Below are 21,769 nucleotides of genomic sequence, written 5' to 3' on the forward strand. Positions count from 1 at the left end.
GGTCCCGCAGTCTCTGGATGACGCCCGCAGCCCAGGCGGCGATCACTCGCATGGAGGAGGACATCCTTCGCGAGGTCGCGGTGGCCGCAAGGACGCCCCGGCTGCATGGGAAGACGAAAGAGCCGAGAGCTTCGTGGCAGGGGCTTCCGAAGGCGGTGCAGCTCGACGAGCTCGCCTTGGTTTCCAAAGCGCAAGCCGGTCCGCAGCCTCCGGGTGGAGAGGCGCCTCAGGCAAGGCCTTCATCCGCGTCGCCGTCGCAAGAGAGGATGGGCCGTAGCACCGGAAAGCTCGACGACGTCAAACCGACGAAGTTCCGGGAGCCGGAACCAGCAAAGGCGAAATCTCCTCCCTTTGCGCCCGTGATCGAGATCGAGAAGAACGAGCGCGCTGAGCTCTCTGTGCAAAAAGGGGGCGGCGGCAAGCCACCGCCGTCTTCGGGCGGCAGCGGCGGTGGAGGCGGCGGCTCCGATGGCCGGCCGAAGATGCAGGAGCGCGTCTCGCAGCCGAATTTCCGCCAGGCGCTCGCCCTGACGGTGGCGAAAGTGAAGATGAACATGCTCGTCGTGTTCGTCTTTACGATCGCAATGAACGTCCTCGTTCTCGCCGTGCCGATCTATCTTTTCCAGATCGCCGACCGCGTTCTCACCAGCCGCTCCGTCGATACGCTCGTCATGCTGACGTTGATCACGGCGGGTGCGATCGTGGGACAGGTGCTTCTCGACGTTTTCCGCCGCCGCATCCTGATGCGCACCGCCTCGGAGATCGAGACGCGGCTGAGTTCGCCGATCCTGAGCGCGGCGGCGCGCTCTGCGCTCGGGGGAAGCGGGCGCGATTATCAGGTGCTGGGAGATCTCCAGCATATCCGCAACTTCGTCACCGGCGGCACGCTCCTGGCGATGCTCGATGCGCCGCTTGCGCCGATCTTCATCCTGGCGGTTTTCCTCGTCCACCCGCATCTCGGTTTCATCGTCTGCACGTCGATCCTGCTGTTGATGGCCGTTGCGTTCATCAACCGCCAGATCACGGCGAGACCCTTCGCGGAAGCCAATGCGCATCTGACGATGGCCAATCTCAACCTGGAATCCCTGTCGCGCAATTCGCAGATCATCAATGCGCTCGGGATGATCCCGGAGGCCGTGCGCATGTGGGGACGTGCCAACGCCAACTCGCTGCGCCACCAGGTAACCGCGCAGGATCGCAACGTCTTCTTCACCGGCATTTCCAAGGCCATTCGCCTCTTCGCCCAGATCGCCATGCTCGGCTGGGGCGCGCATCTGGCTCTCGACGGGCGGCTCACAGGCGGCATGGTGATCGCCTCCTCGATCATTGCGAGCCGCGCGCTCGCACCGGTCGAAGGGACGATCGAGGGATGGCGCACCTATATCCAGTCCCGCGCGGCCTATGACCGGATCGCCACCTTGCTACGGACATCACCGCTCAATGTGGAGCGCCTCAGGCTGCCGCAACCGACGGGTCGCCTCGACGTGGAGCGGGTTCTGTTCGTGCCGCCGCCCAACAAGCGCGTCATTCTGAACGGCGTCACCTTCAGTCTGGAGCCCGGTGAGACCCTGGCAATCATCGGGGATTCGGGCGCCGGCAAGTCGACTTTGGGCAAAATGCTGGTCGGCTCGATCGTGCCGACGGCCGGAAGCGTGCGGCTCGATCTCATGGAACTGAAGAACTGGGACCCGCGGCAGCTCGGCGAGAATATCGGCTATCTTCCGCAGGACATTCAGCTGTTTCCGGCCTCCATCAAGGCGAACATTGCCCGCATGCGCGAAGATGTGACGGACGAGATGATCTTCGAGGCCGCGGCGCTCGCCGGCGTGCACAAGCTGATCGCGTCGCTGCCGCAGGGCTATGAGACCATGATCGCAGGCGATGGTGCGCCGCTCTCCGGCGGCCAGAAGCAGCGCATCGGATTGGCCCGGGCCTTCTTCGGCAATCCGCGTCTCGTCATCCTGGACGAGCCGAACTCCAATCTCGACACGGCCGGCGAGCAGGCGCTGGCCCAGGCGATCGAAAAGGCGAAGACGGTCGGCACGACGGTCATCGCGATCACGCAGCGCACGGCACTCCTGCGTTGCGTCGACAAGATCATGGTCATGAAGGACGGCACCGTGCAGGCGATCGGTGAGCGGCAGGCGATGCTGCAGGCGCTTGCCGGTCCGAAAAAGCCCGGGCCCGGGGGAGCGCCCGACGGTCAGGCGAGGGGAGACCAGGCATGAGCAAGAAAGCTGGCGGAGACTACCCGCTGGAGGAATGGTATGCGCCCGTTCCCCGCTCCATCGCGTCGGCCTCCCTTGCCGGCGCCCTTGTGATCGGGCTCGCCTTCGCAGGCTTCGGGGGCTGGGCGGCGACGGCACCGCTTGCCGCGGCGGTCGTGGCGAGCGGCACCTTCGTGTCCACCGGCCAGAACAAGCTGGTGCAGCATCTTGAAGGCGGGATCATTCGGGAAATCCGTGCGCGGGAGGGCGACCGGGTCGATGCCGGCCAGACTCTGCTCGTGCTCGATTCCGTTGCTCCGCGGGCCAATGCGCGCCGCCTGTCGATCCGGTTTGCGCGTTTGCAGGCGGCGAGCGACCGGCTCTCGGCCCAGGCGGCCGGGCGCGAGGCGTTGGTCTTTCGCGATGTGCGTTTGAACGATGCGGATGGCGAAGAGATCGAGCAGATCCAGGATATGCAAAGGCGCCTGTTCGATGCCGCTTTGGCGCAGCTGAAGGGCAATGAGCACATCGTCGAAGGCAGCATTCAGGCGCTGCGCGAAAGGCTGAAGGGTGTGGAAGCCCAGAAGGCCGCCGTTTCCGAGCAGCTCCGGCTCATCCTCAAGGAGCGCGAAGGCAAGGCCACGCTTCAGGAGAAAGGCCTGTTGCCGCTGAGCCGTCTGTTCGAAATGGACCGGGTGATCGCCGAAGCGCGGGGCATGGTCGGCAAACTCGAGGGGGACGAAGGCGATCTCAAGAGCCAGATTGCCCGCCATGAGGCGGAAATCGCCCAGCTTCGCCAGGAAACGCGGCAGCGGGCCGGCGACGAATTGCAGACCGTCAACAGCGACCTCGACGATATCCGCGAGCAGCTGGCCGCAGCCTCGGACGTTCTTGGCCGTGTCGAGATCCGCTCGCCGGTCGCAGGCATCATCGTCAAGTTCAACTACAATACGATCGGCGGCGTCATCGAAAGCGGCAAAGACATTCTGGAGATCTTGCCGGAGAACGAGGATCTCATCATCGAAGCGCCGGTGAAGCCGTCGGACATCGACGATGTGGCGCTTGGGCAAGCCGCGACCGTCAACCTGACGAGCTTCAACCGCAGGACCACGCCGGCCTTCACCGGCACGGTGATTTACGTGTCCGCCGATACGATCCGCGGCAAGGATCGCGACAACCCGAAAGACGTCTACCTCGTTCGTGTGCTTCTCGACGACAAGCATCTGGCGCAGGCGCAGGAGTTGCACATCACGCCGGGCATGCCAGCCGAGATCTTCATCGAGACGGCGTCGCGCACGTTCCTCGATTACATCACGAAGCCGGTGAGAGACAGTATGGGCCGCGCCTTCCGGGAAAGCTGAGCCCGGGAAAGCCGAGCCGCCTCCGGAGGGGGATCCGGCGGTTCCTTTCGCAAGCGTCGTCTCAAGGGGGATCGGGCGCGAGCGTTTCGGGATGATGGCCGGCAGGCGCGAGTGTCCTCCCGGCGGTTCGCCGCCGGGAGGACACTCTTTCAGGCTTGGGTCGGTCGCTCGGCGGCCGGTTTTTGGGGTGAATGCGCTTCGATGCGCTCATCCTCTTCCATGAGTTCGAACCACATGGCGTTGAGAACGGCAAAGGCGGCTGCCAGCGGCAGGCCGAGAAGCCAGGCGAAATACCACATCTCAATCTCCTCCTGTCGCTTAGTAGGCGTGGCTCTTGCCACCGCTGATTTCGTCCTCGTCGACCTTGCCCCACAGCACCCGATAGACCCAGGCGGTATAGACAAGGATGATCGGCACGAAGATCGCCGTGACGACGAGCATGATGAAGAGCGTGAGGTGGCTCGACGAGGCATCCCAGACGGTGAGGCTCGCCTTCGGCATGAGCGACGACGGCAGGATGAAGGGAAACATCGACGCGCCCACGGTCGAAATGATGCCGACGATCGAAAGGCCGCTGACGATCACGGTGAGACCTTCCAGGCGGATCCTGAGCAGGATGAACGCCAGGAAGGCCGCGACGATGCCGAGGATCGGCGCCGCCATCATCCAGGGATAGGTCCCGTAATTGCCGAGCCAGATCCCTTCTCCCATCTCGACCGATTTCACGAGCGGGTTTGAAGGCCCGACCGGATCGATCGAGCCGACGATCCGGTAGCCGTCGACGAAAGCCCAGATATAGGCGCCGGCAAGCACGAAGAGGGCGATCGTCGCGATTGCGGCGATGCTTCCATAGTTGCGGGCGCGCTCACGCACGTCACCTTGCGTCTTCAAGACGAGCCAGGCGCCGCCATGCATGATGAGCATCGAGACGGAGACGAGACCGCACAAAAGCGCGAAGGGATTGAGCAGCCCGAAAAACGTGCCGTCGTAGAAGATGCGCAGATCGCTGTTGAAGCGGAAGGGAACGCCCTGGAGGACGTTGCCGACGGCGACACCGAAGATGAGCGCCGGCACGAACGAGCCGATGAAGAGAGCCCAATCCCAGTTCCGACGCCATGTGGGGCTCTCGCGTTTGGAGCGGTATTTGAAGCCGACCGGCCGCAAGATGAGCGCGAACAGGATCGCGAACATGGCGAGATAGAAGCCGGAGAAGGACACCGCATAAAGCGGCGGCCAGGCGGCGAAGATCGCGCCGCCTCCGAGGATCAGCCAGACCTGGTTGCCTTCCCAGACCGGGCCGACGGAGTTGATGACGACACGTCGTTCCAGATCGTTCCTGGCGACGAAAGGCAGCAACGTGCCCGTGCCGAGATCGAAACCGTCGGTGACGGCAAAGCCGATCAACAGAATGCCGAGGAGCCCCCACCAGATCAGGCGAAGGACATCGTAGGAGATAAGGTCGTGAAGGATCATAGCTGTCACTCCGCCGGTACGACGTGGGAGGAGATGGCCGGGCTTTCAGGCTCTTCCTCGGGATCGGGCCCTTTGCGGATCGCCGCCACCATCAGGCCCATCTCGATGATGAAGAGGGTCGTGTAGATGAGGACGAAGCCGATTATGGTCATCAAGACCGTGCCGGCACCGAGATCCGAGACGGCTGCGGCGGTCGGCAATACGCCTTCGATGATCCAAGGCTGACGTCCGAATTCGGCGACGAACCAGCCGCTTTCGGCCGCAATCCATGGCAGCGGGATGGAAAAGACCGCCACCCAGAGGAGCCAGCGGCGCTTCTCCAACGTGTGCTGGGCCGACAAGACGAAGAAGACGCCCATCAACAGGATGAAGAAGAAGCCGAGGCCTACCATGATGCGGAAGGTCCAGAAGAGCGGCAAGACGCCTGGGACCGTGTCCCATGCCGCCTTGGTGATCTCCTCTTCGCTGGCATTGCGCGGGTCGTCGACGTAGCGCTTCAGAAGAAGCGCATAGCCGAGCTCGTGACCGTTGTCTTCGAAGGTCTTGCGAAGGTTGCCCGGAACCGGGTCACCCGGTGGCAGGCTGCGGATCTGCTGCAAGGCGTCGAAGGCCGTAATGCCTTGCCGGATGCGCACTTTTGCGAGTTCGACGAGCTCCTCGATCCCGGGGATCTCGGTGTTGATCGAGCGCGTGCCGATGAGGCCCATCACCCAGGGAATATGCACCGCGTAATGCGTTTCGCGGTCTTCCTGGTCGGGGATGCCGACGACGGTGAAGGCCGCGGGAGCGGGCTCGGTGTGCCACATGGCCTCGATCGCGGCGAGCTTCATCTTTTGGTGCTCGGTCGAGAGGTAGCCGCTCTCGTCACCCAGAACGACGACAGAGAGGGCGGAAGCGAGGCCGAAGGAGGCCGCGACCGCCATGGAGCGCTTGGCCAGCGCGATGTGGCGCCCCTTCAAGAGATACCAGGCGGAGACGCCGAGTACGAAGACGGCGGCCGTCACATAGCCGGCGGAGACCGTGTGCACGAATTTCGCCTGCGCCACAGGGTTGAAGAGAACTGCGGCGAAATCCGTCACCTCCATGCGCATCGTGTCGAAGTTGAAGGCCGAACCGACGGGGTTCTGCATCCAGCCGTTGGCGATCAGGATCCACAAGGCGGAGAGGTTGGAGCCGATGGCCACCGCCCAGGTTGCGGTGAGGTGGCCGCGCTTCGACATTTTGTCCCAGCCGAAGAAGAAGAGGCCGACGAAGGTCGCTTCCAGGAAGAAGGCCATCAGACCTTCAATGGCGAGAGGCGCGCCAAAAATGTCGCCGACATAGTGGCTGTAATAGCTCCAATTCATGCCGAACTGGAATTCCATGACGATGCCGGTTGCGACCCCGACGACGAAGTTGATGCCGAAGAGCACGCCCCAGAACTTCGTCATCTGCCGCCAGATCGGGCGGTCGGTCATGACGTAGACCGTCTCCATGATGGCAAGCATGATGGAGAGGCCGAGGGTCAGGGGCACGAAAAGGAAGTGGTAAAGCGCCGTCAACGCAAATTGCAGGCGCGATAGATCTACAATGTCGAGTTCCATCGGCGGTAACCGGTTTGCCCGGTCTCCTTTCTCTGCCGGCCCCCATCGGGTGCGAGGCCGGCGGTTGATCCCGCGTCGCTCCTAATCGGGACGGAGGGCTTCGAGCGCCTGCTCGAAACCCGGTTCGTTGCGCCGCGGGGCCGCAACGATCTGCCCCTGTTCCAGGATGACGAGACGGTCGGCGATCTCCGCCTCCCGCCGCAAATGTGTGCTGATGACGAGGCTGCGGCCGCGTTTCTGGCCCTTGAGGCGCCGCATGATTTCGCGCGCGGTCGGGCCATCGAGGCCTTCGGTCGGCTCGTCGAGAAGCCAAAGAGGTGTGTCGCGCAGGAAAAGACGCGCCAGCGAGAGGCGTCGTGCCTGGCCGCCGGAAAGGCCGAGCCCGCCTTCGCCGAGCCGGGTCTCGAGAGCTGAGGGGAGAGCTTCGACATCCGCTCGAAGGCCGGCGGCCTCAAGCGCGCGCCAGAGCCTCGCCTCGCTCGCGTCAGGATTGGCGATCTGAAGATTGCCGGCGAGGGTGTCCTGAAAAAGCTCGGTGCGCTGCGTCAAAAGCACTGATGGAGAATGCGCGATCTCGCCCGCCTCGGGTGTGGCTTCGTCGGCCAGGAGCGCGAGCAACGTCGATTTGCCGGCGCCGCTCGGCCCCACGACCGCGAGGGTTTCGCCTTCCGTGAGGGTGAGTGAGATATCGCTCAGGCAAAGTCTTTTCGCATCGGGATAACGGAAATCGACCGACTTCAGGCGCGCCGCTTGCCTGTTTGGCGGCATAGAAGGCGGTCGTGCCGGTGCCACGGGATCTGTCTTGAGGCGCGGAGCGAGACGGCGTGCTGCAAGGCGCGTGCGGCCGAGCTCGACGGCACCACGTTTGAGGGCTGCAAAAGGTTCGGCGGCGGCAAAGACGACGAGGATCGCAAGCGCTGCGGCTGGTGCGCCGATCTCGTTTGCCTCGGCAAGGCGCGCCGCGACATAGAGCGTGCCGGCAAGAAGCAGGGCGCCGGCAATGCCGAAAGCGGCTGAGGCTCTCGTCTCGATGCGGTTCAGGCGTTCATCGGTGGCGACGAGGCGCCGGTCCGTGCGTGCGATCGCATGGCGCTCTGCGGTGAGACGCGCGGCCATTGCGAGTTCGGTCTGGCCCGCAACGAGATCGATGGTGCGGGTGCGCAACGCTTCCGTGAGATGCGCGCGCCGAAGACCGGGCGCAAGCGCGGCCGCGGCCGTGCGCAGTGGAATGATGAGGCCGAGGAGGGCAAGCCACAGAAAGGCTGAGAGACCGAGCCACGGATTGAGGGCGGCGAGGACGAGCCCGGTTGCCGCCGCCGCGGCAAAAGCCGCCAGGAAGGGCACGAGGATGCGCAGGTAAATGGAATCGAGGGCGTCGATGTCGGCCGTCAGGCGGAAGAGAAGCCGTGCCGGGCGCTCCAGAAGGCGCCGTGCCGCGCCGGGCGGGGCCCATCCGCGGAAGAGTTTTTCGCGCAAGGCGGCGAGCGCACTTAAGGTCGCTTCATGGGTCGTCAGCCGCTCGCCGTAGCGGCCGGCCGTGCGGGCGATCGCGAGAAAACGGATGGCGGCGGCGGGGGCGAAGACGTCGAAGGCGAGGGCTGTGGCCGTCGAGAGGCCGGCAATCGCGGTTGCCGTGATGAACCAGCCGGAAAGGCCGAGAAGGCCGACACCCGCCAGCACCGTCACGGCGGCAAGGGCAGCGCCCGCTGCCAGCATCGGCCGGCGCTCGGCGAGGAGGACCGCGAGAACGGGCCGGAGATCGTGCCAGGCCGCCTTCATGCGACTGCCCTCATGGCCGATTTCGGCAGATAGACGATGCAGTCCATGCGGTGCGCCAGAAGCGGGTCGTGCGTTGCCACGATCAACGTGCGGCCTTTGGCGAAGGCGAGAAGATGGTCGGCGATGTCTTCGGCGGTTTCGCTGTCGAGATGGGCGGTCGGCTCGTCGGCGAGAATGAGCGAGTTTCCGGGATCGGCCGTGAACCGCGCCAGCGCCACGCGCAGGGCTTCGCCACCGGAGAGGCCGATGCCGCCTTCGCCGAGATGGCCGTCGCGGCCTGCAAGGATGTGGGAGAGGCCGGCCGCGGCGAGGGCCCTGCGTGCCGTGTCCCTGCCGATCCAGGGGCGGCGCAGCGTGACGTTGGACATGAGGTCGCCGGCGAAGATGTGCGGCGTCTGGCCGATCCAGGCGATCTGACGGCGCAGCGATCCGGCGTTGGTCTCGTCCAAAGATTGCTCTGCGATAAGGACGCGGCCTCCATCGGCAGGCGCAAGGCCGGCGATGAGAGCCAAAAGTGTCGACTTGCCCGACCCGCTCGGCCCGAAGAGGGCGATCTTTTCGCCGGCCTCGACGGAGAGTGAGAAGTCTTCGATGGCCGCCTGTTCGGCTCCGGCATGGGCAAAGGAGAGGTTTTCGAGCCGCAGGGCCGGTGCGGGCGCGCGCGCGCCTTCGCGCTGGCTGTCCTCCGCGTCATCGGCATCCGCATCCAGGAGAGCGAGATCTATCGCGGAGAGATCGTCGAGCGCCTTCAGGGCGGCTTCGCCCGCAGCCCGGTCGTGCCAGATGCTGGACAGATCCCGCAAAGGTTCAAAGAATGCAGGAGCCAGAAGGAGGACGAAGAGCCCTTCGCCAAGGCTGAGCCGGCCGCCCCAGGCGCCGAACGGGAGCTGGCCGAGAAGATGGAAGCCGATATAGACCGCCACCATGGCGACGCCGAGCGCGGCGAAGAGCTCCAGCACGGCGGAGGAGAGAAAAGCGATCCTGAGAACCGCCATGGTGCGCGCCCGCAGGGTTTCGGCTTCTTGGCGCAGACGTTTTGCGGTGGCATCGACCGCGCCCATCGCGCGGATGGTTGCAAGGCCGCGCAGACGGTCGAGGAGGAAGCCGTTCATGTCGCCGAGCCCGGCAAGCTGCGCTTCGCTCGCGGCCTGGGCGCGCCAGCCGATCAACGCCATGAAGACCGGGATGAGAGGGGCTGCGATCAGAAGAACGATCGCGGCCGCCCAGGAGACCGGGAAGACGGTAAGGACGATCGCAAGCGGCACGAGCAGAGCTTTGAGGCGCGCCGGACGATAGCGGGAGAGGTACGGCACGATCGCCTCGCCCTGTTCGCCGAGAATGCTGGCAGCCACGCCCGAGGCGGGGCGCCCGGAATCGAGAGGCGAGCGTGCGGCAAGCGCCTTCGCCGCCTTTGCCCGCCGCTCTGAGAGGATTGCGCGGGCGCGCCCGAAGCAGAGGCGTCCGGCATAGCCATCGAGAAGCGCACGGACGATGCCGAGCGCGGCGACGGCCAGAGCGGCGGTCGCGGCGTTCAGCCCGACATCCTCAGGCGCAGGGCCCTGACCGGCCAGATCGCCGATGACGAGAGCGATCAAAGCTGCCTGCGGGAGCCAAAGAAGCGCGGCGAACACCTGCAAACCCGCGCCAAGGCGCATCGGGGGCAAGGGGTCGGTCCGCGCCTTGCGGCGTCGGGAGCTTGGGCTTCTTGCGACCGAGCTCTCTCGCATCTGCGGGCTTTCGTGTGTCGCCTGGCGGATCACGTCTTCCGGCCATCCCTTTTAGAGGAGCCGAGGGCGACAATCTTGTCCTTCGTCTCCAACAATTTCGTGACCCGGGCGCCGAGCGCGAGCAACGTCGCGAGACGCTCCGTTTCGAGCGTCTTCACGTCGTCGTACCAGCCGGTGAGCTGCTCAATGAGGGCGTGCATGTCGCGCATCTTTGCCTGCGCATGCGCTTCCGCCGGGTTGGCGGGCGGCTCCATCAGCGCCTCACGCAGAAAGCTCAGGGTGGGATCGATCTCGCGGCGCTTGCGGCCTTCGGCGAGGGTTCGGAGGATCTGCCAGACATCGTCCGGCGTCGTGAAGAAATCGCGCCGATCATCCGGCAGATGGCGCAGCAGGACGAGATTCCAGCTCTGCAATTCGCGCAGGCTCATGGAGACGTTGGAGCGCGAAACGCCAAGGGCCTCGACGATGTCGTCGGCGCAGAGCGGTCGCGGCGAAATATAGAGAAGCGCGTAGATCTGACCGACCGTCCGGTTGATACCCCAGCGGCTGCCCATCTCGCCAAAATGCAGGATGAAGGACTGAACCGGGGGCGGAAGATCTGGGCGCAAGAGTGATTTCTCCAGTTAGTTCAGAAACCTTTGAAATTCATAAAGACGAATTCGTTCGGGGGCAACGCGGGCAGAACAGAGGGGATATGGTGATCATTGGGCGCCCGCCCGGCCGATCAAGCCCCGTGCAGACGGAAAGCTGCAAATATTAGAATGGCTTCAGCTTGGCGCGCCGGTTGCGCGCGAGCCGTCCCCGAAGAGCTATGCGAAAAGCTATGGGCTGATATGAGGCGGCAAACGAAATGCTCCGGCTTTTGCCTGCGTCTCAAGTCCTGGCGGACGACGCGGCATGCGGGCGCGCCTGACCTGCCCGCCAGGCGGCAAGCCGGTTCTCCTGCGGTGAGGCGACGGCATCGGCGAGGCGCCGAACGAGGTTCGATACGGGCCGATCACGCGGCAGGCAGATGACGAGATCGCGCTGCGCCCAGTCGTCGGAAATGGCGATGACCTTGGCGCCCTTTTCCAAGGTTTCTGCCGGGATGACGCTCGCCGGCACGATCGACACGCCGGCGCCGGCCGCCACCATGCGGCAGACGCTGCCGAAGCTTCTGACGCGGATGCGGATGGTCAATTCGCGGCCGAGCCGGTGCGCGTGCTTTTTCAGATGTGCGGAAATCGCCGAGCGGGTGTCGAGTGTGATGAAGCTCTCGTCGAGGAGATCCGTGAAGGTGACGGCGCTGCGCTGCGCCAGCGGATGCCCGGCCGGTGCGATGAAGACAAGACGGTCGGAGAGGATCGGAATGGTCTCGATGCCGTCGAGCTGAGCATTTTCCGCCGCAATGCCGATGTCAGCCTCGCCGGAGCGCACGGCGGTGGCGATCTCGTCGGAAGTGTCTTCCTCCAGATCGACGATCACGTCCGGGTGGCGGGCGAGAAAACTCGCCAGCACGTCGGGCAGAAAGCTGGTGATGGCATTGGAATTGGCGCGAAGCTTGATGAGGCCGCTTTCGCGCTGCTTCCAGGCTTCGACCGCACCATCGAGGCGCTCCGCCTGAAGCAGTACCGCTCGGGCGTGGCCGGCGACCATGAGGCCGGCTCGCGTCGGTTTGGAGCCTCTGGCGGTGCGCTCGAGCAAAGGCACGCCGGCGCGGCTCTCCAAAATCTTCATGCGCTCGTGCAGAGCCGAGACGGAGATGTGATGGAGACGTGCCGCCTCCGCCATGCTGCCGAGTTCGCTCACCGCCACGAAGAGCCTGAGATCGGTTAGGTCGAAATGCATCCGGCTTTCTCCATTGCCGAAAACAGCATCCAGAGAATACGACTGGTCCGCAAGCTCTTTCCTGTCGTAGGCGGCATGGATCGCCTTTGATGCCCGCCGCAGAATGCGGGCCCGTGGCGAACCCGCGAGGAGAGAGGAAGCGAACCATGAGAGGCTGCGTATGAGAGGCGAGGCGACGCCGTGACGAGGCCGCTCGATGGAGTTCTCGTTGTCAGCATCGAGCAGGCGATCGCGGCCCCGTATGCGACGCGGCTTCTGGCCGATCTCGGGGCGCGCGTCATCAAGGTGGAGCGGCCGGACGGCGGCGATTTCGCCCGCGAATACGATAAGCGGGCGCGTGACATGTCGAGCCATTTCGTCTGGACGAACCGTTCCAAGGAAAGCCTCACGCTCGATCTGAAGCGAGCGGAGGGCGTGGCGATCCTGAAGCGGCTTTTGAAGAAGGCCGACGTCTTCGTACAAAATCTCGCGCCGGGTGCCGCCGAAAGACTCGGTCTCGGAGAGAAGACGCTGCGGGCGGAGAATGAGCGGCTGATCACCTGCGCGATTTCGGGCTACGGCGAGGGCGGGCCTTACGGCAACAAGAAGGCCTATGATCTTCTGATCCAGGCAGAGGCCGGCTTCGTTTCGGTGACCGGGTCACCCGGTCAGCCGGCCAAGGCCGGCATCTCGATCGCCGACATCGCAGCCGGCGTCTCCGCCTACAACACCATCCTTGCCGCCCTTCTCAACCGCCACAAAACCGAGCGCGGCGACCATATCGAGATCTCCATGTTGGAGGCGATGGCCGAATGGATGGGCTATCCGATGTATTTTGCCACCGACGGCGCGCCGCCGCCGCCGCTCGCCGGCGCCGGACACGCCACGATCTTTCCCTACGGGCCCTATCCCACGGCGGACGGCACGGTGATTTTCGGGCTGCAGAACGACCGCGAATGGGCGGCCTTTTGCCGGACGGTCCTGGAGCGGGAGGATCTCGCCGCCGACGCGCGCTTCAAAGGCAATGCCGGGCGCGCGGCGCATATGGATGAGATCAACGAGGCCATCAACGGCGTCCTTTCGCGTCTCACCACTGCGGAGGCGATGGCGCGGCTCGAGGAGGCCAATATCGGCACGGCGAGCCTCAACGACATGGCCGCACTCTGGGCGCATCCGCAGCTTGCCGCCCGCAATCGCTGGCAGGAAATCGCCATTCCGACAGGCACGATACCGGCCCTTCGTCCGATCTCCGGTGCGGCCTGGCAGCCGCGGCTCGATCCCGTGCCGGCGCTCGGCGAACACACACGCGCCATCCTGGACGAACTTGAGATCACGCAAGAGGAGGCTGCGGCGCTCGCGGCTTCCGGAAAAGACGAGTGAGATGATTGCAGACGAGGAAGACCACCGCGACCTCCGCGACGCGCTGCGTGCGCTGTGCGCCGAATTCCCGGCCGAATACCATCGCAAGCACGGCGCGGCGGAAACCTATCCGGAAGAGTTCATCACGGCTCTGACGGAGGCGGGCTGGCTCGCCGCCATGATCCCTGAAGAATACGGCGGATCAGGCCTGGGCCTGACGGAAGCCTCCATCATCATGGAGGAGATCAACCGCTCGGGCGGCAATGCCGGCCATTGCCACGGCCAGATGTACAATATGGGCACGCTGTTGCGGCACGGCTCGGAGGCGCAGAAGAAAGAGTTTCTGCCGAAGATCGCGTCGGGTGAGCTCCGGCTGCAGTCGATGGGCGTGACGGAGCCGACGACGGGCACCGACACGACGAAACTGAAGACGACGGCGGTGAAAAAAGGCGACCGGTATGTCGTCAACGGCCAGAAGGTCTGGATTTCGCGGATCCAGCATTCCGATCTGATGATCCTGCTCGCCCGCACCACGCCGCTTGCCGAAGTGCAGCGGAAATCGCAGGGCCTGTCGATCTTCCTGGTCGATCTCAAGGAGGCGATCGGCAATGGCCTTTCGGTGACGCCCATTCGCAACATGGTGGGCCACGAGACCAACGAGCTCTTCTTCGACGATCTGGAAATTCCGGCCGAAAGCCTCATCGGCGAAGAGGGCCGGGGGTTCAAATACATCCTCGACGGGCTCAATGCGGAGCGCACGTTGATTGCCGCTGAATGCATCGGCGACGGCTATTGGTTCGTCGACAAGATGGTCGCCTATGCCAATGAGCGCACCGTCTTCGAACGCCCGATCGGCCAGAACCAGGGCGTGCAGTTTCCGATCGCGCGCGCCTATGTCGATATCCAGGCGGCCAACCTCATGCGCTTCAAGGCGGCCAGGAAGTTCGATGCACATGCCGATTGCGGCGCGGAAGCGAACATGGCGAAGCTTCTTGCCGCCGATGCCTCCTGGCAGGCCGCCAATACCTGTCTGCAGACATTCGGCGGCTTCGGTTTCGCGGAGGAATACGACGTGGAGCGCAAGTTCCGGGAGACGCGGCTTTACCAGGTGGCGCCGATCTCGACGAATTTCATCCTCTCCTACGTTGCCGAGCATGTTCTCGGTCTGCCGCGCTCCTTCTGAGGTTCCGAATGGCTGACGCCGAACAGCGCAACCTGCTTCTGAGAGAGGCGACGGGCCGCGAAAGCGCCGAGCTTGCAGCTTTCGCCGCCGGTCTCGATCTCGGCGCCGTGCCCGACGAGGTGGTGGCACGGGCCGTCGACTTCTTCGTCGACTGGGCCGGATCGGCTCTCTCCGGGCGCGGACATCGCGCCATCGGCGTTTTGGAGCGCTATGCGGAGATGATGGGCCCCGCCGGTGGGGACGCTGAAATCCTCACCAATCGAGGTGCCACCTCTCCCGTCTTCGCTGCGATCGTGAATGCGGCGGCAAGCCATATCTCAGAACAGGACGACGTTCATAACGGCTCCGTATTCCACCCGGCGACCGTCGTCTTTTCGCCGGCGCTGGCCGTGGCGCAGGCCATCGGTGCCTCAGGTCGGGATTTCCTGGCGGCTTCAATCGCCGGCTACGAGGTCGGTATCCGCGTCGGCGAATTTCTCGGCCGCTCGCATTACACGGTCTTTCACACGACGGGCACGGCGGGGACGTTTGCAGCGGCAGCGGCCGTCGGCCGTCTTCTCGGGCTCTCGGCCGATGAGATGGGCGAGGCGTTCGGCTCCGCCGGCACGCAATCGGCGGGACTTTGGGAGTTTCTGCGCGATGCCGCCGATTCCAAACAGCTGCATACGGCGAAAGCGGCGGAGAACGGTCTGATGGCCGCCTATCTGGCACGCGACGGGTTCACCGGGGCAAAGAGGATCCTGGAAGGAAAGCAGGGGCTTGCCGCCGGGACGTCATCAGATGCCGATCCGGCAAAGCTTGTCGACCGGCTTGGAGAGCGCTGGACGCTCGCCGAGACGTCGTTCAAGTTTCACGCCTCGTGCCGGCATACGCATCCGGCGGCCGACGCGCTCCTGAAGGTTGTGACCGAGCACGATCTTGCGGCCGGCGATATCGCGGCTGTCACAACCCATGTGCATCAGGGTGCGATCGATGTTCTGGGCGCCGTCGCACAGCCGCAGAGCGTGCATCAAGCGAAGTTTTCCATGGGTGCCACGCTCGGTCTCATCGCCACGCATCGCAAGGCGGGTCTTCCCGAGTTTGCCGGCGTGCTCGACGATCGCCTCGCGCTCTCCTTCATCGACAAGGTGGAGATGGTGCTCGATGCGGAAGTCGATCAGGCCTATCCGGCGTGCTGGATTGGGAAGGTCACGGTGGTGACGAGCGATGGCAGACGGCTCGAAGGGCGTGTCGACGTGCCGAAAGGCGATCCCGGCAACACGCTGAGCCGGGACGAGATTACCGAGAAGGCGCGGGCGCTGGCAGTGTCGTCGGGTGCGGTTGAGCCGGGCGAGCTGGATGGGCTGATGGAGCGCCTTTGGGGTATCGCTGAGGCCGAGACAATCGGTTTTCTTCTGCCTCGAAGGGGAAGCGATGATGGGTGACATGCGTTTTCCGTTCCTGCCGCTCTTCGTGCCGGCCGACCGGCCGGAACGTTTCGGCAAGGCTGCCGCGTCCGGCGCCGATGCCGTCATCATCGATCTTGAAGATGCCGTCGCGCCTGCCGCCAAGGAAGCGGCGCGGGAGGGGCTCGCGCAGGGCCTTGCGGGGCTCAAGCCTGGTGGGACGGCGATCTATGTTCGCCTCAATGGCGCCGATACGGGATATTTCGCCGACGACCTGGCAGCCATCGCGACTTTGCCTCTGACGGGCATCGTTCTGCCCAAGGCCGAAGATCCCGCCATCATCCGCATCGCCCGAGAGACGCTCGGGGCGAACGGCCGTGTCATTGCCCTTCTCGAAACGCCCCTCGGTATCGTGCGCGCCCGCGAGCTTGCGCAGGTCGCCGACCGTCTCGCCTTCGGTTCTCTCGATTATGCCGTCGCCATTGGGGCGCGCCATGTCCGGCACGCACTCGATGCGGCCCGTCAGGAACTCGTCCTCGCCTCCGCCTGCGCGGGGCTGCCTGGCCCGATCGACGGGGTGACCACGACATACCGCGACGAGCAGGCGGTCGTTGATGACGCCGCCTATGCGGCCGATCTCGGCTTCGGCGGCAAGCTTCTCATCCATCCGGCACAGATCGCCCCCGCCATTCGCGGCTTTTCGCCGACGGGTGAAGAAGTTGCCCGGGCGGAGAAGATCCTGTCGGCTCTCACGGAGAGGGAGGGGGGCGCTGTGTCTCTCGATGGAGCGATGGTGGACGCGCCCGTCGTGAAATGGGCGCAGACCGTCAAATCGCGGGCGCTCCGGCTTCAGGCTTTGCAGACGGACGGCGAAGCAGGCGCTGCGGCACGGGCTCGATCGTGAAGTCGCCCTGATGCCGAAAAGGGCGGAGCCTTCGCCCCGCCCTCTGTTCTCTGATGCAGACTGGCGTCAGGTCAGGCCTGAACCGGCTGGCCGTTCGAGGCTGACACGCCGCCGTCGACGGGGACATTGGCACCGGTCATGAAGCTCGCGTCGTCGCTTGCGAGGAACGCGATGACGGCGGCCACTTCCTCCGGCTCGCAGGGGCGGCCGAGCGGGATGCGCTGGCGGAAAGCGTCGACAAGCTCCTGATCGTCCAGCATGTCCTGGGTCAGGCCGGTCTTGGTGAAGCTCGGGCAGACGGAATTGACGCGGATGCCGCGCTTGCCGAGATCGAGAGCGAGCGCACGCGTGTAATTCACGATCGCGCCCTTTGCAGCATTGTACGGGCTCATGCCCCAATCGCCGCCGGTGCCGGAGACGGATGCCGTGTTGATGATCGACCCCTTGGTCTTTTCCAGTTCCGGAATGGCAGCGCGGCTGCCGTAAAACACCCCGTCCACATCCGTCTTCATGACCTTGTGCCACTGCTCGTCCGTGATGTCTTCGGGGTTGCCGTTTTCCAGGACGCCCGCATTGTTGACGAGGATGTCGAGCCGGCCGAAGTGCTCGACCGTCTTGCGGACGGCGCCGTCGACTTCCTCGCGCTTGGAGACGTCGGCGCGGATCGACAGGGTCCGTTCGGTCGGCAGGCTGCCGGCAACCTCTTCGAGCCTGTCGGTGAGGTCGACCAACGCCACATTGGCGCCCTCGCTGGAAAAGCGCCGGGCTGTCGCCTCGCCCATGCCGGAGGCGGCGCCGGTGACGAGAACGACTTTGTTGTCAAAGCGGTGCATGAAACACTCCTTCCGCACAGGCGGAACCGCCTGCGCTGATCTTCACTGTTTTCGAATTGTGTGAAGGAGGAACGCGGCAAGCCGCCCGGACGATCCTTGGCTTTTGCAGAAGGGTGCTTTTGTGCTGGGCGCTCGCAGGAGTGCGGGCGCTCTTCGGGGGCTTGCCCGGGAAAGCTGGCCCCGGGAAAGCTGGCCTCAGCTCTTCAGGCGCCAGCCGGTCTTGAAGATCCACCAGATCGCCGCAAGGCAGACGATGAGGAAGAGCGCGGTCATGATCAGGCTGATGGTGACCGAGACGTCGGCGATACCGTAAAAGCTCCAGCGAAAGCCGGAGATTAGATAAACGACCGGGTTGAACAGCGTCACCTTCTGCCAGAAGGGCGGCAGCATATCGATCGAATAGAAGCTGCCGCCGAGGAAGGTGAGCGGGGTGATGATGAGAAGTGGCACGATCTGCAGCTTCTCGAAGCCATCGGCCCAGATGCCGATGATGAACCCGAACATGGAGAAGGTGACGGCGGTCAGCACCAGGAAAGTCACCATCCACAGCGGATGTTCGATCCGGAGTGGCACGAAAAGCGTGGCGGTCGCGAGGATGATGACCCCCAGGATCACCGATTTCGTAGCTGCGGCGCCGACATAGGCGATGACGATCTCAAGGAAGGAGACCGGTGCGGACAGGTGCTCGAAGATCGTTCCGGTGAACTTCGGGAAATAAATCCCGAAGGCGGCGTTCGTCACGCTTTGAGTGAGAAGCGAGAGCATGACGAGCCCGGGGACGATGAAGGCGCCGTAGCTGACCCCGCCGACTTCATCGATGCGCGAGCCGATGGCGGAACCGAAGACGACGAAATAGAGCGTCGTCGACAAGACCGGCGCCAGAATGCTCTGCATGAGCGTGCGGGCGGTGCGGGCCATCTCGAATTTGTAGATGGCGCGAATGGCGTAAATGTTCATGCCGCCTCGTGAACCAGACTGACGAAGATTTCTTCGAGTGTGCTCTCGCGCGTCTCGATGTCGCTGAAACGGATGCCGGCCTCGGTCAGATCGTGCAGGAGGGAGGTGATCCCCTTGCGGTTCTGCGCCGTCTCGTAGGTGTAGGTGAGGTAGCTGCCGTCTGCCGAAAGCTCCAGCTCGTAAGATGCGAGCGATTCCGGCACAGCGTCGAGGGGATGCTGGAGACAAAGGCGTAGCTGCTTGCGGCCAAGCTTGCGCATCAGCTCCTGCTTTTCCTCAACGAGAACGATCTCGCCATGGTTGATGACGCCCACACGGTCGGCCATCTCTTCGGCCTCTTCGATGTAGTGCGTCGTCAAGATAACAGTGACACCCGTCTCCCTCAGGGAGCTGATCAACCGCCACATGTCGCGACGTAGCTCCACATCGACACCCGCCGTCGGCTCATCGAGGAAGAGAATTTCAGGTTCGTGCGAGAGCGCCTTGGCGATGAGGACGCGCCGCTTCATACCACCTGAGAGCGTGATGATTTTGGAATCGCGCTTCTCCCAGAGAGACAGATCGCGCAGTACGCGCTCCAGATGGGCCGGATCGGGCTTTTTTCCGAAGAGGCCGCGCGAGAACGAGACGGTCGCCCAGACGGTTTCGAAGGCGTCGGTCGAAAGCTCCTGCGGCACGAGCCCGATCTTGGAGCGCGCGGCGCGGTAATCGGAGATGATATCGTGACCGTCCACGGTGACTGTGCCGCTCGTCGGATTGACGATGCCGCAGATGATGCCGATGAGCGTCGTCTTCCCGGCGCCGTTTGGACCGAGGAGCGCAAAGAGCTCCCCTTTTTCGATCTCCAGATCGATGTTCTTCAGAGCCTGAAAGCCGCTCTCATAGGTTTTCGACAGGCCGGAAACGGAAAGGACGTTCGACATGGGGTGCGGGTGACATCCGGAAAGGAAGGATTGGTAAGCCGGCATTTAGGCCGCCGGCGACAAAGGGCCAGAGCAGAAAGGCGCGGAGGGCGATGAACCACCCCGCGCGTGGCGCGATCGAGGCGCAATAGCGCCTCAGGCGACCGCCTTGCGCAGTTCGTTGGGGCGTTGCTGAAATTCGGCCGTGTGGCCGTCCATGGCCAGCTCCTCCAGCATGTTGAGCAGCATTTCCATCCTCTCTTCGCCGAAGATCGTTTCGATGCGTTTGTAGACGTCTTCGATCGCAGGCGAGGCGAGTCTGATGAGACTGCGACCATTCTCCGTAATGTCGATCTTCAGGCGACGGCTGTCCTGGCCGTCCTGGCAGCGGGTGATGAGGTCGCGCTCTTCCAGGGCTTTCAGGATCCGCGTCATGGACGGGGTGAGAAGGCATGCGCGGGCCGACAGGGCCGTCGCATCGAAGGGGCCGGCTTCGTCCAGAATGCGGAGAACACGCCATTGCTGCTCGGTGCAGCCATATTCGGCGATGATCGGCCGCAGATGCATCATGAAGGCTTCGCGGGCGCGCAGAAGCGCCACCGGCACGGAACGACCTGTCTGGCGTAGGGTCATGATGGCGACGTCTCCCGGCGATCGTTTCCGTCATTGTAGCGGGAAGTCGTCGTCGGCCAAGAGCACGGCCTTCTCAAGCTTCCGCCGTTGGAAGGGCACGGGCGTCGGACGGCTCCGCGAACATTCTACCAGATTGTCGGTTTCTCCTGCTGCGACGCTTCGGCGTTGCCCGTGCGCCGGCAGTCGCGGACTTGTCCGATCTCGATCGATGGGACGCGGGATATGTCTGCCGACAACGCCTCAGAGGACGCCTCTGAAGGGTCGATCCGATCTGCAGAAGCGTCGCTGGAAGCGGGCCTCAGGCCTGTGCGGCCGCTTTGCGCTGGGCCTGGGTAAAGGCACGGAGATCGAAATCGGGATCTTCGACCTGATGGGCGCGGATTTCGACGCCGAGTTTCATCAAGGTCCGCACCGCCATATGGTCGGCCGGCCGGTTGACGGATTCCACCGCGATCAGGCGTCCTTCCTTGAAACAGAAGACGGAAAAAGTCTCTGCTTCCGGATCGCCGCGCAGGATCGTCTGATCCGTGCCAAAGGGAAGTCCGACCATCTGCAGCTTCAGGTTCGCCTGATCGCTCCAGAACCAAGGAACGTCGCAATAGGCGGTCGGCTTGCCCACGAGGCGCGCGGCGAGGCAGCGGGCCTGGTCGACGGCGTTTTGCACCGATTCAAGCCGCATCGACTTGCCGGCCTGGACGTTGGGGTGATTGGCCACGTCGCCGATCGCCGAGATGGCCGGATCGGAGGTGGCGAGAAACTCATCGACCACGATGCCGTCCCTGACCTCCAAGCCAGAGGCTTCGGCGAGCTCGGCATTGGCGAGAACGCCAATGCCATAAAGAACGAGATCGGCGGCGACGTTGCGCCCATCGGCGAGCACGACGCCAGTGACGTGATCGTTTTCACCTTCGAGCCGCTGCACGCGTGCATCCGTGATGATATGGACGCCGCGGCGGCGATGGGCGTTTTCGAAGAATTCCGACATTTTCGGCGTGACGACGCGCGCCATGACGCGCGGAGCAAGCTCTACGACCGTCACGTGCTTGCCGAGCTTGGCGGCAACTGCGGCAAGCTCCAGACCGATGAACCCGCCACCGACGACGACGAGGCTGGATGCTGCCTCGATGCGTTCACGCAGCCGGTTGGAATCGGCGAGCCCGCGCACGGCGAAGACGCCGTCGAGCTCGGCGCCCGGCACCGGCAGCGGACGATTGCGAACGCCGAGGGCCAACGTCAAATGATCGTAGCGCAGGCGACGTCCCGACTGTAGCTCGACCTCGCGGGCCGCTCGGTCGATGGTGGTGACCGCTTCGCCGAGAATGAGCTCGATGTTGCGGTCTTCATAGAATTTCTCGCCGCGCAGAAGCAGCCCTTCGGCGCTGACAGTGCCGATCAGGTAGCCTTTCGACAGGGGCGGCCGCTGATAGGGCAGATCGGTCTCTTCGCCGATCAGAACGATGCGCCCGGTGAAGCCGAGCTCGCGCAGCGAGGCGGCGAGCTGGACGCCCGCATGGCCGGTACCAACGATGATCTGGGTTTCTTCGGACATTTCGAACATTCCTTTCGGCGCTGCTTTTGGCGCACCGTCTGGCGAAGCGCAACGATGCCGTTCTCGTCTCTCCTCAGATAGAGAGGGCTGAGAGGCAATCGCCGGCCATAAGGCGGATCGGCGGCCGG

Annotated in this window: 18 protein-coding genes; 6 read left to right on the forward strand and 12 right to left on the reverse strand. The window is 64.2% G+C overall.

What is annotated here, in order from left to right:
• Positions 1 to 17 precede the first annotated feature (17 nt).
• Both BLP76_RS16145 and BLP76_RS16150 read left to right on the forward strand, forming a co-directional pair.
• The gene (locus BLP76_RS16145; RefSeq protein ID WP_092815937.1) at positions 18 to 2,228 is read left to right on the forward strand and encodes a type I secretion system permease/ATPase; all 2,211 of its coding nucleotides are present in this window, start codon (positions 18 to 20) and stop codon (positions 2,226 to 2,228) included.
• Positions 2,225 to 3,568 carry an HlyD family type I secretion periplasmic adaptor subunit gene (locus BLP76_RS16150; protein WP_092815752.1) on the forward strand — a complete coding sequence of 448 codons (1,344 nt, stop codon included), beginning with the start codon at positions 2,225 to 2,227 and terminating at the stop codon, positions 3,566 to 3,568. The genes BLP76_RS16145 and BLP76_RS16150 overlap by 4 nt, the downstream gene beginning before the upstream one ends.
• Positions 3,569 to 3,717: 149 nt before the next feature.
• Here the strand turns inward: BLP76_RS16150 and cydX are convergent, their stop codons facing one another.
• The 7 genes from cydX to BLP76_RS16185 form a co-directional block, all read right to left on the reverse strand.
• Positions 3,718 to 3,867, reverse strand: a complete 150-nt coding sequence (cydX, locus tag BLP76_RS16155) for a cytochrome bd-I oxidase subunit CydX (protein WP_092815755.1) — start codon at positions 3,865 to 3,867, stop codon at positions 3,718 to 3,720.
• Positions 3,868 to 3,886: 19 nt separating this feature from the next.
• The gene (cydB, locus tag BLP76_RS16160) at positions 3,887 to 5,041 is read right to left on the reverse strand and encodes a cytochrome d ubiquinol oxidase subunit II (protein WP_092815758.1); all 1,155 of its coding nucleotides are present in this window, start codon (positions 5,039 to 5,041) and stop codon (positions 3,887 to 3,889) included.
• 5 nt (positions 5,042 to 5,046) lie between these two features.
• The gene (locus BLP76_RS16165; protein ID WP_092815761.1) at positions 5,047 to 6,624 is read right to left on the reverse strand and encodes a cytochrome ubiquinol oxidase subunit I; all 1,578 of its coding nucleotides are present in this window, start codon (positions 6,622 to 6,624) and stop codon (positions 5,047 to 5,049) included.
• An 81-nt stretch (positions 6,625 to 6,705) separates the two neighbouring features.
• Positions 6,706 to 8,403, reverse strand: coding sequence for a thiol reductant ABC exporter subunit CydC (gene cydC, locus BLP76_RS16170; protein WP_092815764.1), 1,698 nt, complete (start codon positions 8,401 to 8,403; stop codon positions 6,706 to 6,708).
• Complete coding sequence (cydD, locus tag BLP76_RS16175) at positions 8,400 to 10,058, reverse strand: thiol reductant ABC exporter subunit CydD (protein ID WP_244514636.1); 1,659 nt, start codon at positions 10,056 to 10,058, stop codon at positions 8,400 to 8,402. Before cydD ends, cydC begins: the two co-directional genes overlap by 4 nt.
• Before the next feature lie 101 nt (positions 10,059 to 10,159).
• On the reverse strand, positions 10,160 to 10,684 hold the full coding sequence (locus BLP76_RS16180; protein ID WP_092815943.1) for a GbsR/MarR family transcriptional regulator: 525 nt from the start codon (positions 10,682 to 10,684) through the stop codon (positions 10,160 to 10,162).
• A 319-nt stretch (positions 10,685 to 11,003) separates the two neighbouring features.
• Positions 11,004 to 11,957, reverse strand: a complete 954-nt coding sequence (locus BLP76_RS16185) for a LysR substrate-binding domain-containing protein (RefSeq protein WP_092815767.1) — start codon at positions 11,955 to 11,957, stop codon at positions 11,004 to 11,006.
• Between the two features lie 180 nt (positions 11,958 to 12,137).
• On the opposite strand from BLP76_RS16185, the gene BLP76_RS16190 reads away from it, so the two are divergent.
• From BLP76_RS16190 to BLP76_RS16205, 4 genes are read left to right on the forward strand one after another with little or no spacing between them, the layout of a single operon-like run.
• Entirely contained in the window at positions 12,138 to 13,316 is a 1,179-nt protein-coding gene (locus BLP76_RS16190) for a CaiB/BaiF CoA transferase family protein (RefSeq protein WP_092815770.1), read from the forward strand.
• Position 13,317: 1 nt separating this feature from the next.
• Positions 13,318 to 14,478, forward strand: coding sequence for an acyl-CoA dehydrogenase family protein (locus BLP76_RS16195; protein ID WP_092815773.1), 1,161 nt, complete (start codon positions 13,318 to 13,320; stop codon positions 14,476 to 14,478).
• Positions 14,479 to 14,486: 8 nt separating this feature from the next.
• On the forward strand, positions 14,487 to 15,902 hold the full coding sequence (locus BLP76_RS16200) for an MmgE/PrpD family protein (protein WP_092815776.1): 1,416 nt from the start codon (positions 14,487 to 14,489) through the stop codon (positions 15,900 to 15,902).
• A complete protein-coding gene (locus BLP76_RS16205; RefSeq protein WP_200170533.1) occupies positions 15,895 to 16,767 on the forward strand; it encodes an HpcH/HpaI aldolase/citrate lyase family protein in 873 nt (290 codons plus the stop codon). Before BLP76_RS16200 ends, BLP76_RS16205 begins: the two co-directional genes overlap by 8 nt.
• 71 nt (positions 16,768 to 16,838) lie before the next feature.
• Here the strand turns inward: BLP76_RS16205 and budC are convergent, their stop codons facing one another.
• The 5 genes from budC to BLP76_RS16230 all read right to left on the reverse strand — a co-directional run bounded on the left by budC (position 16,839) and on the right by BLP76_RS16230 (position 21,641).
• Positions 16,839 to 17,600 carry a meso-2,3-butanediol dehydrogenase gene (gene budC, locus BLP76_RS16210; RefSeq protein WP_092815779.1) on the reverse strand — a complete coding sequence of 254 codons (762 nt, stop codon included), beginning with the start codon at positions 17,598 to 17,600 and terminating at the stop codon, positions 16,839 to 16,841.
• Between the two features lie 195 nt (positions 17,601 to 17,795).
• Positions 17,796 to 18,557, reverse strand: a complete 762-nt coding sequence (locus tag BLP76_RS16215) for an ABC transporter permease (RefSeq protein WP_092815782.1) — start codon at positions 18,555 to 18,557, stop codon at positions 17,796 to 17,798.
• Entirely contained in the window at positions 18,554 to 19,480 is a 927-nt protein-coding gene (locus BLP76_RS16220; RefSeq protein ID WP_092815785.1) for an ABC transporter ATP-binding protein, read from the reverse strand. Before BLP76_RS16220 ends, BLP76_RS16215 begins: the two co-directional genes overlap by 4 nt.
• Before the next feature lie 135 nt (positions 19,481 to 19,615).
• Positions 19,616 to 20,092, reverse strand: coding sequence for a homoprotocatechuate degradation operon regulator HpaR (gene hpaR, locus BLP76_RS16225; RefSeq protein WP_092815788.1), 477 nt, complete (start codon positions 20,090 to 20,092; stop codon positions 19,616 to 19,618).
• A gap of 298 nt (positions 20,093 to 20,390) precedes the next feature.
• Positions 20,391 to 21,641: an NAD(P)/FAD-dependent oxidoreductase gene (locus BLP76_RS16230; RefSeq protein ID WP_092815949.1), complete on the reverse strand. Its 1,251-nt coding sequence runs from the start codon at positions 21,639 to 21,641 to the stop codon at positions 20,391 to 20,393.
• Positions 21,642 to 21,769 lie beyond the last annotated feature (128 nt).

Source organism: Afifella marina DSM 2698 (genome assembly GCF_900102695.1).
Lineage (GTDB): Bacteria > Pseudomonadota > Alphaproteobacteria > Rhizobiales > Afifellaceae > Afifella > Afifella marina.